General features: G+C 61.0%; 11 protein-coding genes. 3 read left to right on the top strand and 8 right to left on the bottom strand.

Going from position 1 to position 14,398, the window contains the following annotated elements:
- Window positions 1-53 precede the first annotated feature (53 nt).
- On the bottom strand, window positions 54-1,055 hold the full coding sequence (locus ABV589_RS15515) for a FecR family protein (protein ID WP_367082323.1): 1,002 nt from the start codon (window positions 1,053-1,055) through the stop codon (window positions 54-56).
- Window positions 1,055-1,555, bottom strand: coding sequence for a sigma-70 family RNA polymerase sigma factor (locus ABV589_RS15520; RefSeq protein WP_367082325.1), 501 nt, complete (start codon window positions 1,553-1,555; stop codon window positions 1,055-1,057). The genes ABV589_RS15515 and ABV589_RS15520 overlap by 1 nt, the downstream gene beginning before the upstream one ends.
- Before the next feature lie 311 nt (window positions 1,556-1,866).
- Between ABV589_RS15520 and ABV589_RS15525 the strand changes: the two genes are divergently transcribed.
- Window positions 1,867-3,747: a methyl-accepting chemotaxis protein gene (locus ABV589_RS15525; protein ID WP_367082326.1), complete on the top strand. Its 1,881-nt coding sequence runs from the start codon at window positions 1,867-1,869 to the stop codon at window positions 3,745-3,747.
- Between the two features lie 146 nt (window positions 3,748-3,893).
- Here the strand turns inward: ABV589_RS15525 and ABV589_RS15530 are convergent, their stop codons facing one another.
- The 5 genes from ABV589_RS15530 to ABV589_RS15550 form a co-directional block, all read right to left on the bottom strand.
- Window positions 3,894-4,361, bottom strand: a complete 468-nt coding sequence (locus tag ABV589_RS15530) for an SRPBCC family protein (protein WP_367082328.1) — start codon at window positions 4,359-4,361, stop codon at window positions 3,894-3,896.
- A gap of 22 nt (window positions 4,362-4,383) precedes the next feature.
- On the bottom strand, window positions 4,384-7,776 hold the full coding sequence (locus ABV589_RS15535; protein ID WP_367082330.1) for a non-ribosomal peptide synthetase: 3,393 nt from the start codon (window positions 7,774-7,776) through the stop codon (window positions 4,384-4,386).
- Between the two features lie 13 nt (window positions 7,777-7,789).
- Complete coding sequence (locus tag ABV589_RS15540; RefSeq protein WP_367082332.1) at window positions 7,790-8,719, bottom strand: diiron oxygenase; 930 nt, start codon at window positions 8,717-8,719, stop codon at window positions 7,790-7,792.
- On the bottom strand, window positions 8,716-9,492 hold the full coding sequence (locus ABV589_RS15545) for a DUF3050 domain-containing protein (protein ID WP_367082334.1): 777 nt from the start codon (window positions 9,490-9,492) through the stop codon (window positions 8,716-8,718). Before ABV589_RS15545 ends, ABV589_RS15540 begins: the two co-directional genes overlap by 4 nt.
- Before the next feature lie 769 nt (window positions 9,493-10,261).
- On the bottom strand, window positions 10,262-10,972 hold the full coding sequence (locus ABV589_RS15550; RefSeq protein ID WP_367082336.1) for a GntR family transcriptional regulator: 711 nt from the start codon (window positions 10,970-10,972) through the stop codon (window positions 10,262-10,264).
- Between the two features lie 196 nt (window positions 10,973-11,168).
- Between ABV589_RS15550 and lapG the strand changes: the two genes are divergently transcribed.
- Window positions 11,169-11,861, top strand: coding sequence for a cysteine protease LapG (gene lapG, locus ABV589_RS15555; protein ID WP_367082338.1), 693 nt, complete (start codon window positions 11,169-11,171; stop codon window positions 11,859-11,861).
- Window positions 11,862-11,875: 14 nt separating this feature from the next.
- Window positions 11,876-13,822, top strand: a complete 1,947-nt coding sequence (gene lapD, locus ABV589_RS15560; protein ID WP_367082340.1) for a cyclic di-GMP receptor LapD — start codon at window positions 11,876-11,878, stop codon at window positions 13,820-13,822.
- Between the two features lie 150 nt (window positions 13,823-13,972).
- Here the strand turns inward: lapD and ABV589_RS15565 are convergent, their stop codons facing one another.
- Window positions 13,973-14,311, bottom strand: coding sequence for a hypothetical protein (locus ABV589_RS15565; RefSeq protein WP_007962018.1), 339 nt, complete (start codon window positions 14,309-14,311; stop codon window positions 13,973-13,975).
- Window positions 14,312-14,398: the final 87 nt, after the last annotated feature.

The following is a 14,398-nucleotide window of genomic DNA, read 5'->3' on the forward strand; positions in this document are numbered from 1 at the left end:
TGAAGTGCTTACTGACCAAGCCGGACTCGTTGCGAAAACCCGCCAAAATAAATTCAGGCCACTGCTTCCAGCGTGACCCACCAACGGGTGCGATAACGCAATTGCACCGGCAACGTCTGCGGCAGGATGGCCAGCAACTTGTCGGTGTCCTCCAGGCGGAACACTCCGGACAGGCGCAAGTCCGCCACCTGCGGCGCGCACGTCACAAAACCCTGACGATAACGCCCGACTTCATTGAGGAAATCGCCCAGGCGCATGTTGCGAGTGACGATCAAACCGTCGACCCACGCACCCGCCTCCATATTCAGTGAAAGTGCCGGGCGCACCTGATGGTGATCGATCAGATAGGTCTGCCCGGCGAGTGCCTCGACCGAGGTTGCGCCGCTGCGGATGGCGACGCTCCCGGAGCTGACGGTGAGTCGCGTGCAATCGTTGTCCTGACGCAGGATGAAGCGGGCTTTTATCGGCTCATAACTTCCGTGACGACTTTGCACGCGAAGTGGCCGGTTGAACGCCGCGCCTTCATCGTTACCGCCGCATGTGACGATGATTTCACCACGGGTGAGTTTGATCAGCCGCTGCTGCGCGGTGTAATCCAGATCCACTGCGCTGGCAGTGTTCAGCTCGATCCGCGTGCCATCGGGCAACTGGAAGCTGCGGCGCTCGCCGGTCGCCGTCGCGTAATCAGCGCGCCACTGCTGCCAGACGGAGGAGTCCTTGGCCAGCCATGCCGCGGAGCTCATCAGCACCGCGCCAGACAGCAGCTTCAAGGCTTGTCGCCGGCCCAGCCCTTGCGCACTGTTTTCCAGCGTATTGAACGCCACCTGGGCGCCGGGCACGGCGCGCAGGTTATGGCTCAATTCCGCCTGCAGCGACTGCACGCGCTGCCAGGCCAGTTCATGCTCATGATGTTCGGCGCGCCACGCGTCGCATTGATGAGTCAGGCGCGCATTGCCATGGTTGTTGCGCAGCCGCAGCAGCCAGTGAATGGCTTGTTTGACCACCTGTTGCGGCGGTTCGGCGCGTCGCCCGGTCGAGAGGTTATCCACAGGCATCAGCTGTCGTACCGCAACACGTAGCAGTGATACAGCGCATCGGCGACGTAACGTTCGACTGAGCGCAGCGACAAGCCCATCTGCGCGGCGATCTGCTTGTGGGTCAAACCTTCGCACTGCGCCAGCAGAAACGCCTGACGCACTTTCGGCCGCAAGCCTTCAAGCATGCGCGCGATGCTCTCGAGCAACTCGATTACCAAGGCGCGGGTTTCGGCGCTCGGGGTTTCGGCTTCGGGCAAATGCGCGATGGTTTCGAGATAGGCGCGTTCGATTTCTTCACGACGCCAATGATCGATCACCAAGCCACGGGCGATGGTGCGTAAAAATGCGCGAGGCGCCTTGAGTTCCAGGCGTTCGCTGCGCTGCAACAGGCGCACGAAAGTGTCCTGGGCCAGATCTGCGGCATCCGCGGCATTGCCCAGCCGCGCCCGCAGCCAGGCGTTGAGCCAGCCGTGATGACTCCTGTAAAGCGCCTGCACTGCAAACTCAGGTGAGGACATGAACGCGACAGCCCGAACGTCACAAATGATAATTAGTCGCATTTTTATCAGGGGCTGCGAATTTTGCAACCTCTGCTCGGAGATCCAGCAAAAAAACTTCGTGGCGGACGCTCTGGCACGCCGTTCGGCGGGAATCTGACAGAAATGCAGGCCATTTCCCACGCAGCCCTAAGATTTCCGCGAACGGTGCCGACAGACTGGTGAGACATGCGTGCACCAAAGTAGAGCGGCCGTCAGAACGCCGCCTGCGCTGTACATGGAATGTTGCATCCCGGAACGCATCCCCACTTTTGCATAAGAAGTCCCATGAAATGAATCTCAAGTTCAGCCATAAAATCCTGTTGGCCGCCTCGGGCGTCGTGGTCCTGGCTTTCGCTTTGTTCACCCTCTACAACGACTATCTGCAACGCAACACCATTCGCCAGAACCTTCAGTCGTCCGTGCAGCAGGCTGGCGATCTGACCGCCAGCAGCGTGCAGAACTGGATGAGCGGGCGGATTCTGGTGCTGGAAAACCTCGCGCAGAACGTTGCCCATCAGGGCAAGGACGCCGACTTCCCGGGGCTGGTCGATCAACCGGCTTTCACCTCGAACTTCCAGTTCACCTACGTCGGTCAGGCCAACGGGGTGTTCACCCAGCGCCCTGACGCAAAGATGCCCGACGGCTACGACCCGCGTCAGCGCCCTTGGTACAAGCAAGCAGTCGTTGCTGACAAAACCATGCTGACCCCGCCGTACATGGCGGCGGTCGGTGGTCTGGTGGTGACCATCGCCATGCCGGTAAAAAAGAATGGCGAACTGCTGGGTGTGGTCGGTGGCGACCTGAGCCTGGAAACCCTGGTGAAGATCATCAATTCGGTGGACTTCGGTGGCCTCGGCCACGCGTTCCTGGTCAGCGGCGACGGTCAGGTGATCGTCAGCCCGGACAAAGACCAGGTGATGAAGAACCTCAAGGACATCTACCCGAACGCCGGCGTGCGCATCGAGAAAGGCAACCAGAACGTGGTGCTCAACGGCCAGGAACGCATCCTGTCGTTCACCCCGGTCAGCGACTTGCCGAATGCCGACTGGTACATCGGTCTGTCGATCGATCGCGACAAGGCCTACGCCGCCCTCAGCCAGTTCCGTACTTCGGCGCTGATCGCGATGTTCGTCGCGGTCGCTGCGATTGCGCTGCTGCTGAGCCTGCTGATCAACGTGCTGATGCGTCCGCTGACCACCATGGGCCGCGCGATGCAGGACATCGCTCAAGGCGAAGGCGACCTGACCCGGCGTCTGGTGGTGGAAGGCAAGGATGAGTTCGCCGAACTGGGCAGCGCGTTCAACCAGTTCGTCGAGCGCATTCATGCGTCGATTTCCGAAGTGTCGTCGGCCACCCGTCACGTGCACGACCTGTCGCAACGCGTGATGGCCTCGTCCAACGCCTCGATCGTCGGTTCCGACGAGCAAAGCGCGCGCACCAACAGTGTCGCCGCAGCGATCAACCAATTGGGCGCCGCCACCCAGGAAATCGCCCGCAACGCCGCCGATGCCTCGCAGCACGCCAGCGGCGCGAGCGAGCAGGCCGATGACGGTCGTCAGGTGGTCGAGCAGACCATTCAGGCGATGACCGAGCTGTCGCAGAAGATCAGCCTGTCGTGCACCCAGATCGAAACCCTGAATGCCAGCACCGACAACATCGGCCACATCCTCGATGTGATCAAAGGCATTTCGCAGCAGACCAACCTGCTGGCACTCAACGCGGCGATTGAAGCGGCCCGTGCCGGTGAAGCCGGACGCGGTTTTGCGGTGGTGGCGGACGAAGTGCGCAACCTCGCCCACCGCACCCAGGAATCGGCGGAAGAGATCCACAAAATGATCACCTCCTTGCAGGTCGGCTCCCGTGAAGCGGTGACCACCATGAACGCCAGTCAGGCGTCCAGCGAAGAGAGCGTGGAAGTAGCCAATCAGGCCGGTCTGCGCCTGGTCAGCGTGACCCAGCGCATCGGCGAAATCGACGGCATGAACCAGTCGGTGGCCGCTGCAACCGAAGAGCAGACCGCGGTGGTGGAAACCCTCAACGTCGACGTCAACCAGATCAACCTGCTGAACCAGCAGAGCGTGGCCAACCTCAATGAAACATTGAAGGATTGTGATGCGTTGTCGCAGCAGGCCAATCGCCTGAAGCAGTTGGTGGACAGCTTCAAGATCTGACGTCTAGCAGACCGCGTTATCGTTCATCGCGGGCAAGCCCGCTCCCACAGGATTTCTGGCGAACACAACATCTGTGACCGACCTGGAACCTGTGGGAGCTGGCTTGCCAGCGATAGCGGCGGTGCAATCACCGCAAATCCGAAGCCTTAGACAAACAGCTTCAGCACATTCCCCATCGCATCATCGGCAAACCCCTGCACGAAATCCTTGAATCCCGGCAGCGCCTCGGCACCTCCGTTGGCCGGCTCGGCAATGATCGTCCAGGTCGCCCGCGACTTACCCGCCCCCAGCGATTCCACGTTCATCGCCGCCCACAAATTCGCCACGCCCAGCGTGTTGTAGATCGTGGTCCAGGTCATCGCGCGCGCCTGCTCATCGCGGGAGTTGAGTTGTTCGACCACCACGTTGCCGTCCTTGAAGAATTTCTTGCGCAGCGAAGACACGCCGTCGCCGGTCATCTCGATGTGTGACAGCGCCGGAATGAAGCGGTCGAAGCCTGCGAAATTGCCGACCACCGCCCAGACCTGCGCTGCGTCCGCCGGCACTTCCACCGACGACACAACGTGGCAGCCGTGCGGGTTTTTGATCAGGGTGTCGGGTTGCAGATTGCTCATGGTGTTGCTCCTTCTTGATGAGTTAGATGAAGTTGATCTGTTTCAGGTAATCGCAGCCGCGACGCAGCAGCGCCGGAGATTTTTCCGGATACCGCGCGCCCATCTGCTGCACACCGGCTTCGGCGTTGGCGTGGCCGATCAGGGAGATGTCGCCGATGTCCTCCTCGAAGCCGTTGAGGTAGAAACCGAGCACGCCGAACAGCGCGTTGTCGGCATCGACCCGGCCCAGTTGCTGTTGCCAGTCGGCGACGCTGACCAGCGAGAACTCGCTGCCGGTTTCGCGGAACGAGGCGACGTAGGCATCCCAACTCAGCGGCTCGGGGTTGTGCAGGTTGAACACCGCTCTTTCGCTCGAGTAACGGCTGGCGTGGAAGGCGATGAAGCGGGCGAGAAAGTCCACCGGCATCAGGTCGAAATTCAGCGCGAAGGCCGGCACCTGTCCGAGCTGGATTGAACCCTTGAGCATCAGCATCAAACGGTTTTTGTGCGGCTGGCAGACGCCGCTCAGGCTGTTGAAACTGATGTTGCCGGGGCGATACAGGTTGACCCACACCCCGCGCTCGCGGGCCCGTTCGAGGATGCGTTCGCCGACCCATTTCGACAGGTTGTAGCCGTTGCGGATGTAGATCGGCGGGGTCGGCGCGGCGGGCAATTCGAGCACGCGGCCTTCGTCATCGACAGTGCTGGAAGCGGACAGCGTCGAGACAAAGTTGAAGACTTTTTTGCTGCGCCCTTCACACAGGCGCAGCAGCTCGAAAATCGGCTCGACGTTATCCGCAGCCAGCGACTCGTAATCGAGCACGTGATTGACGTTGGCGGCGTTGTGCACCAGCGCGCCGAACTCGCGATCGAGGCGCTGATAATCGTCATCGGCCAGACCCAGTTGCGGACGGGTGAGGTCTGCCGAATAGATCCGCACCCGACTCAAATCCAGATGCTCCAGACGGTTCTCGCGCAACGCTTGGGCAAAGCGCTGCGCCGCGGTTTGCCCGCTCCCGTCACGCACCAGACACGCCACCTCGCTGGCGCCCCATCCAAGCAGCGCTTCGACGATGTGCACGCCGACAAAGCTGTTGGCGCCAGTGACGATCACCTTGTGCACATCGCCCAGGCGACTGATCGGCAGCGGCTCGATGTTCAGCGCACGCTCGGCGTCGGCCATGGCCTGGGCGCTGAGCACCGCGCTGTCATCGGTACCGCGCACCAGCGTCGCGAGCTTGATGATGGTCGGCAGTTCGATGAAGCGGTTGATCGAGATGCTGCGCCCGAATTCCTCACGCAAGCGCAGTAACATCCGCGACAGCAGAATCGAATGCCCACCGAGATTGAAGAAGCTTTCGTCGGTGGAAATATCGCTGCTCGGCAGCTCCAGCAGTTCCGCCCAGATCTCCAGCAGCAACGCCTCGTCAGCGTTTGCCGGCAGGCATTTCGGACCGCTGTCCTGCACGCTCACCGGCAGCTCCAGCAACGCCTTGCGGTCGACCTTGCCGTTGCTGGCGAACGGCATCTGCGCCAGTTCAGTCCACGCCACCGGTTGCATGTAGTCCGGCAGAAACTGCTGGGCATGCGCCTTCAATGCATCGCGAGCGGCGTCCGATTGCGGCTGCGCAAGGAACGCCAGAATTCGCCGCTGACTGTCGATCACCACCGACACCTGACGGTACAACTGGCTCTCGCGCAGGCAGCGCTCAATCTCTTCCGGCTCGACCCGGAAACCACGGATCTTTACCTGATTATCGCGCCGTCCACACAGCTCGATGCCGAGTTCGCCCCACTTGGCCATGTCGCCACTGCGGTAGGCGCGCAAGCTCTCACCGTGCGGCAGTTGCAGGGTCAGATAACGCTCTGCGGTCTGCTGCGGATTGTTCAAGTAACCGAGGCAGACGCCGGGACCGACGATGAACAATTCGCCGACGTTGTTCTCCGTCACCGGTTGCAAGTCGTCATCGAGAATCAGCACCTGACTGTTGGCAATCGGTGCGCCAAGAGTGCGGTTGCTGTCACCCGGTTTGAGCTGGCGAGCGGTAATCAGCACCGTCGCTTCGGTGGGGCCGTAGAGGTTGTGCAGCTTGCCCTGACGGGTCAGTTGCTCGATGACGAAGGGCTCGCAGACGTCGCCGCCGGTCATCACCTCCACGCCTTGCAGTTGCTCCAATGGCAAGATGCTCAGCAGCGCTGGCGGCAGGAACGCGTGGGTCAGTTGCCGGCGGCGGATCAGCGCCACCAGTTGCAATGGATCGCGGCGTTGCGTGTCATCCGGCACCACCAGTTCCGCGCCTTGCAGCAGACTCGGAAAGATATCGATCAGCGAAGAATCGAAACTCAGCGAAGAGAACTGCAACACCCGGCTCTCGGCGCGCAGCTGCACGTAATCGGCGTACCACGCGGTGAAGTGCGCAAGGTTCGCCTGGCTCAAGAGCACGCACTTCGGATGCCCGGTGGTGCCGGAGGTGTAGAGCGCCATGCACGGTGCGTCGAGCGACGGCCGCTGACGCATCAACGGTTGGCTGAGATCCGCGTCCGCGCTGTCGATACGACTGACATCCAGCCCGGGCATCGACTCACCGAGCGGATGCTCGCCGTCGTGTAGCAACAACACCGCGCCGGCGTTTTGCAGGATGTATTGCTGGCGCTGCAACGGATGGCTCGGCTCCAGCGGCAGATACACGGCGCCACTGCCGAGCACCGCCAGAATCGAGGCGAACAGCGCCGGGCTTTTCGGCTGGCAAATGCCCACGATCCACGGCTGCGGATGTTGTTCGAGCAACGGTTGCAGACGTTGCTGGATCGCCCGGCTGTGAGCATGTAACTGACGATAGCTGAGCGACTGCTCGGCCAGGTGCAGCGCCGGCCGTTCGGCGTGTTCGATCAGACTCTCTTGCAGGCGCTTGATCAGCGGGATCTGCGCCTGCTTCAGCAGCACCGAGCTGGCCGTGTCGTTGAGGCGATGGACGTAGGCCAGGCTGTCGAGAAACCGCAGGTCCTCCACCTGTTCGAAGTCCGGTGCCGTGGCGGGCATCGCCTGCTGGAAATACTCCGCATCGCGGGAGAAGCGGCTGACCAGCAGCGCGACTTCGTCGATCACCTGCGTCAGCACCCGTTGACGCAGAGCCTGACCATTGCCGGACGGCTCATCGCCAATCGGCACACGGCTGATCAGTGATGAGCCGAGGAAGCACAGCAGGTCGAGTGTCGGCAAACCGCCAAGGCCCGGCGCCCCGATACCCAGACGCAGATGCAAGTGCGGGATGGCGCAGAAATCGCCAGCGCCGATGAAGCCATCGTCGATGATCAGATCCACCGGCGATTGCGCCGTACCGCTGCGTCGTAAGGAATGACCGTGCTGTTCGAGTTCCTGCGCCAGGTCGGTCATGGCTTGGCTGGCGCCAATCAATAAAATGTCGAGACGTCTCATGTCGGCCTCCTCATCAAACCAGATAGTCACGCAGGGCGTGCTGCACGCAGGGCGTTTCGAGCAGCGAGCTGCTGTGGAAAAAGCGCACGATGTTGCCCACCAGCGGATGGTGGCGATTGATCGGAAACGCCAGCCCGGCCATTTCGTCCTTGAGCGAGCGGCGCACTGCCTCGCTGACCGGCAAGGCGTCGATCAGGCGCAGATCGAAGGACTTCTGGATGTCGTTGGTCAGGTAATGGCCGATGAACACCGGCAGGATCTGCGCGATGGTTTCCCGATCCGCGTCATTGGCGGTGTGCCAATAGATGCGCACCATCCGGGCCCAGAAGCTGGAATGCCGGCCCTCGTCGAGCAAGTGATCGGCCATCAACCCTTTGATCGATGGCTTGACCGTATCGTCCCGGGCGAACGCGGCGACGTCGCCGGTCACGGTGTTCTCGGCGATGGCCACGCAGATCAGTTCCACCGCGCTGCGCAGGTGCTCGGGCGCCAACGCCACAGCGGCAGGAATTGCCCGGCTCAGTTCGATTTCTGCGGGCAATTCGATCGGCTCGATGCCGGTCATGGCCACGGTCTGCTGCATGAAATCCATCGCCACCAGTGCGTGGTAATCCTCGTCCACCACCACGGTCATCGCGTCGTAGCGACAGGCGAACGGGAACGGCACGGCGAAGCGATTCTTGGCGATGGCGCGGGCGGTCTGGTCGACGATCTCGGTCTCGAAAATCACTACGTCGTTGATGAACTTGTACAGCGTCTGCACCAGGGCGAAATCACGCTGCTGCGGGCACTCACGCAGGAAGGTTTCGCTGAGCACCAGCGGCTGGCGGCTCAGCGGATAGATCAGGCGCTCATCGTCTTCGAGCTCGCGCCGTGGCCGGGTGCGGATGGTGGCGCGGGTTTCCCAGGCGTCGGCGAAGGATTGATAGTCGGCGGCGTTCATTGGGCCACCTCCGCCAAAGGTTCACGCATGCTCAGACGCAGGCCGTCCCACAGGGCGATGCGGCTATCCACCGCCGCGATGGCGCTGGCATAGACCTCGGCTTCGCGCTGCGGATCGCCATCGATCAGACGCTCAAGCAGTTGCTCCGCCGCCGGGCCGTGATCTTCCGAGTCGACCTCGATGTGGCGCTCCAGGTAATAGCGAAAGGTCGGCGCCTGTTCGATGCCGATCCCCCAGTCATCGAGGATGCGCTGGAACATCGTCGGGATCACGCTCTCGCGACCATGCAGGAACGCGGCAGCAACGCTGTGGCCTGGCGCATGCAGTGCGGTGTTCAGCGTCTCGCGAACAAATTTTGCTGCTGCCGGATCCACTTCGACGCTTTGCAAGGCGACGTCGTAACTCACGCCCTCCTGTTGCAGCGCAACAAACCGTTCGACCGCCGTGGTGCTCGCCCCGACTTCGCGCATCGCGTCCAGGTACAGTTCGAAATGGCTGTAATGCCCATGGGCGGGACGGTCGTCGGACTCTTCGCCAAGCACGATCTCGTTGATCAGCCGCGCAGCATGCGGATCGCGTGGCGGCAGCCATGGCAGGCGGGTGCAGGTCAGCTCCTGCTGCAGGCGTTTGGTCAGCGACATGAAGTCCCACACGGCGAAGACGTGGGATTCCATGAACCTGCGCAGTACCGATAACGAATCGATTTCGGTAAAGATCGGGTGAACGCTCAATTGCGCTTTTTTCAGGGCGAGTTGTTCTTTAGTTGGCATCATGGCGAACCTCGGTGTTATTGGAATAGAGGGAGTTGCTCGTTCAGTGCATCAACGCGGACTTTATAAGTTTGAAATATTTTCTATTGGCGAACGCGGCCCTCATTCGGATTAATGAAAGTTTGCAAAGTGCATGAAAGGCTCTCGGCCATGCGTTGGCGACTATTTGCCAAAGCTGTTGGCTGGCTGCAGAGCTGCGCCGTATTTGCGGGGCGAACCTGCTCGGCGAGGAAAAGCTAATACATCGTCAAATAACTTAACAAGTTTATTTTTAATTATTTTTAGTTGTGCCTTTTTCAAGTGTGAGTCGGCCCGGTAAAACTTTTAGTTTAAGTTTTACTTGGGCGTAGTTGCTCCTTTCGGCAAATAATGGCCAAAATTGAATACAAGAGTGAATGCCTCACTCAAAGCAACTTTAAGAAGCGAAAAATTGATGTGATGTATAGGAATGAAAGTGGGCCGGAAACGGCGCCGTAACTTCCTTTTATCCCGTGGCAAGGCTCCTTCCGTAGGTTCCTGGTGCGGGGACTGCGCCGGCGGTGCGGTGCGTCGCCCGTTCTTCATGGGTTGGCCGTTTAAGAGTGCGGGTAAATTGGCGGGACGGCTATGACCGATTCGTCCGCAGCGAACTGCAATGCCAGGCTTATGGGCGCAGGGAGGTTAGAGCGAACAGGCGGATCCGCCACCGGGGTTTGCGGCAGACCGTAGAGGGGATTTGTAAGCGGGTTATTCGCCGGTCAGCTGCGAGGGCCTGAGACCGGCGTGGAGAACATCAGCGAGCGGCCTTGCGGTTTTGTCCGGCAGGGCTGGCGAGAAAGCGGGTAATGACCTCGACGCCACGGTTGAGGTGATGCGTGAGCAACTTCACCGACAGCTCGACGTCGCGCGCAATCACGGCCTGGAGCATCGCGCGGTGATCTTCCTGGGACAGTTTGCCCAGGCCCATGGCTTCGAGGTTGAAACGCAGAAAGCGCTCCTCCTCGTTGAGGCCGTCTTCGACCAGCCGCAGCAGACGCTTATTCGGTGCCTTGCTGTACAGGGCCATGTGGAACAGGCGATTGAGCCGACCGATTTCGCTGTAGTCGTGCTGGGTTTCGAGTTCTTCGATATAGCCGGCGGCGTGTGCATGATCGGCGCTGGTCAGCAACGGGATCGACTGGCGCATGGCCTCGGATTCGAGGAGGATCCGCAACTCGTAGGTTTCGGTGGCGTCGCCCTGAATCAGCGGCGCTACAACGGCGCCCTTGTGGGTGGTGACGCTCAGCAGTTCCTGCGCTTCGAGCTGGCGCAGAGCCTCGCGCACCGGCATGCGGCTGACCCCGAACAGGTCGGCCAGGTCCTGCTGGCGCAGGGCGGTGCCGCACGGCAAGCGACCGTCAAGGATCGCCGAGCGCAGGGTTTCTTCGATGATCGAGCGGGCAAGGTGTGCGGGAATCGGCCCATCGACTTTGATGCTGTGCAGCGGTTTGGGCTTCTGTGTCACAACTACTCACCCTGAATGACCACGGAATTTGGATCCAAAGACACTAGTGATTGCTCTACAGGTTGTCAAACCATGTAAAGGATTGCGGTCCTGAATGAAGTTTAGCGCGATGGCGATGATCTCATGGTGCCATTGTTTTTTGCCGGGCTAAGCTTCACCATCAAACGCTTTCCTTCCTGCCCCCTGGAAACCTGCTGTGGCGGTACGTTTCGCGATCCCCCGGACTCTGCGCTGGCTAGGCTGCGCACTGTTGCTGGCCGGCTTCATGCTGGGCGGCCTGCATGCCGATTGGGATTTTTCCGCGATCAGCCGCAAGGCTACGGCGCTCTACGGCCCGTTGGGTGCCGGACAGCAGCGGATCGATGCCTGGCAGAACCTGCTGGCCACGCAGAAACAGGTCAGCGAGATGGAAAAGCTCAAAGTGGTGAACCTGTTTTTCAATAAGCAGGTGCGTTATGTAGAAGATATCGATCTGTGGGGGCAGGTCGATTATTGGGAGACGCCCATCGAAGCGTTGTGGAAAGGCGCCGGCGATTGCGAAGACTATGCGATCGCCAAGTATTTCAGCCTGCGTCATCTCGGGGTCTCCAGTGACAAGCTGCGCATCACCTACGTCAAGGCACTGCGCCAGAATCGCGCACACATGGTACTGACTTACTACGCCACCCCCGATGCCATGCCGCTGGTGCTCGACAGCCTGATCGATCCGATTCAGCCTGCGTCCCAGCGAACCGACTTGCTGCCCGTCTACTCTTTCAATGCTGAAGGTCTGTACCTGCCGGGAGCCAAGGGCAACAAGAAGGTCGGTGACACCAAACGCCTGTCGCGCTGGCAGGATGTGCTGAAGAAAATGCAGGCCGAAGGTTTTCCGGTCGAAACGACTAACTAGGAGCACGCGCTCAGATGTCTTTGTTCAAACAGCTGTTGATCGCTATCTGTCTGTTCCTGGTGGTCGCCTTCACCGGCAGCTTCATGGTCAGTCTGGAGAGCTCGCGCACCCAGTACGTCAACCAGCTGCGCTCCCATGCCCAGGACGCCGCCACGGCGCTGGCGTTGTCGCTGACGCCGAATATCGACGACCCGGCGATGGTCGAGCTGCTGGTCAGCTCGATTTTCGACAGCGGCTATTACGCGAGCATTCGCGTGGTCGATCTCAAGACTGACAAGACCATTGTCGAGCGCAGCGGGATTCCGGCGGTGAGCAATGTGCCCGACTGGTTCGTCAACCTGATCGGCCTGGAACCGGCCGGTGGCGATGCGCTGGTCAGCCGTGGCTGGGAGCAGGCGGCGCGGGTCGAGGTGGTCAGCCACCCGATGTTTGCCGTGGCCAAACTGTGGCAGAGCGCGTTGGGCAGCCTCGGCTGGCTGCTGCTGTGCGGCGCGGTCAGTGCAGTGCTCGGCGCGCTGCTGCTGCGCCGACAATTGCGCCCGCTGGATTACATGGTCAAACAGTCCCACGCCATCGCCCGCCGCGAATTCCTCAGCCTGCCGGAGTTGCCGCGTACCCCTGAACTGCGGCGCGTGGTGCAGGCGATGAACCAGATGGTGGAGAAGCTCAAGGCGTTGTTCCAGGAGCAGGCCGAGCGCAGCGAAAAACTGCGCGCCGAGTCTTATCAGGACAACCTCACCGGGCTGGCCAACCGGCGCTATTTCGAGATGCAACTGCACAACCGCGTGAGCAATCCGGAGCAGGCCAGTTCCGGTTACCTGCTGCTGTTGCGGGTCAAGGATCTGGCCGGGCTCAACCAGCGCCTGGGCGGGCAGCGCACCGATGAACTGCTCAAAGCCGTGGGCCAGCAGTTGTCCCGCGAGTGCGCCAAATACCCGGAAACCCAGAACCTCGTCACCCGGATTCGCGGCGGTGAGTTCGCCGTGCTGGCGCCAGGGCTGGTGCGCGAAGAAGCGCTGCAACTCGCGCAGAGCCTCGACAGCGCATTGAGCAGCCTGCACGCCACCGGCGCCACCGATGTGCCGGCCGTGGCCTCCATCGGCCTCGCCCCGTTTGCCCACGGTGATTCGCCGCAAACGGTCCTCACGTTGGGCGATCAGGCGCTGGCGCAGGCCGAGGGGCAGGGCGAGCAGAACTGGGCGTGCATCGATCAGAGCCTGGTGGCGGACGTCGGTGACGATCACCACGCCTGGCATCGCTTGCTCGATCAGGCGCTCAATCAACAACGTTTCGAGCTGTACTTCCAACCGGTGGTGGCCGCCCAGGACACGCAACTGGTGCTGCATTACAAAGTGCTCTCGCGCTTGCTCGATGATCAAGGCCAGACCATCCCGGCCGGGCGTTTCCTGCCGTGGCTCGAGCGTTTTGGCTGGACCGCGCGGCTGGACCGTCTGATGCTCGAGCGCGTGCTGGAGCAAATGAAGGCGCATGAAGATTCGCTGGCGCTGAACCTGTCGTCGGCGACCCTGGCCGATCCACAGGCGTTGAACAAAGTGTTCGAGATTCTGCGAGCGCACTCCGACCTCGGCGAGCGCCTGACGCTGGAGATCGGCGAGGAGCAATTGCCGGAGCAAGCGGTGCTGGAGCAGTTGACCCGGCGTCTGCGTGAACTCGGTTTCTCCCTGAGCCTGCAGCGCTTTGGTGGACGCTTCAGCATGATCGGCAACCTGGCACGGCTGGGGCTGGCATATCTGAAGATCGATGGTAGTTACATTCGCGCCATCGATCAGGAGAGCGACAAGCGCCTGTTCATCGAGGCGATCCAGCGTGCGGCGCACAGCATCGACCTGCCATTGATTGCCGAGCGGGTGGAGACCGAAGGCGAGTTGTCGGTGATTCGCGAGATGGGTCTGTATGGGGTGCAGGGGCAGTTGTTTGGTGAGCCCAAGCCCTGGAGCTAAGACTTTATCCTTGTGGCGTCAGTGATGCCGCCATCGCGGGCAAGCCCGCTCCCACAGGATTTGTGTCGTTCACATAACTGCGGTGACCCACCCCATTGTGGGAGCGGGCTTGCCCGCGATGAGGCCAGCTCAGTCAACGAAGATTCGGGATTAGATCAACCCGGTCTCTTCATCGTCGATCAACTGGCTCAACCCGCCCAGCGCTTCCCGTGCCTGTGTCCGATCCATCAACTTGGCCTGCGCCGCCGGCGGCAGGTCGGTGACGCGGATCACGCCCTTCTGGGTCAGCACCTGAATCAGGTCGTCGAGTACCCGAATCATTTCCAGGTCGCTCTGCTTGAGCTGTTTCAGGCTGGTTTCCACCACTTCATTGGCGAACCAGGCCTGGATTTCATGGCTGTCGGCCGGCAGCGTTTCCGTGGCCTCGGCGTAGGCCGCGGCTTCCACGCGAATCAACAGACCTTGCGCATCGCGTTGCACGTAAAACATTGAGCATCCCTCAGAAAGAAACCAGCGTCATGCTGTCAGCAGCATAGGCCAACTGCGCGCGAGTATGCGGGGTGGCGACGAAATCGT

Source organism: Pseudomonas sp. HOU2 (genome assembly GCF_040729435.1).
Lineage (GTDB): Bacteria > Pseudomonadota > Gammaproteobacteria > Pseudomonadales > Pseudomonadaceae > Aquipseudomonas.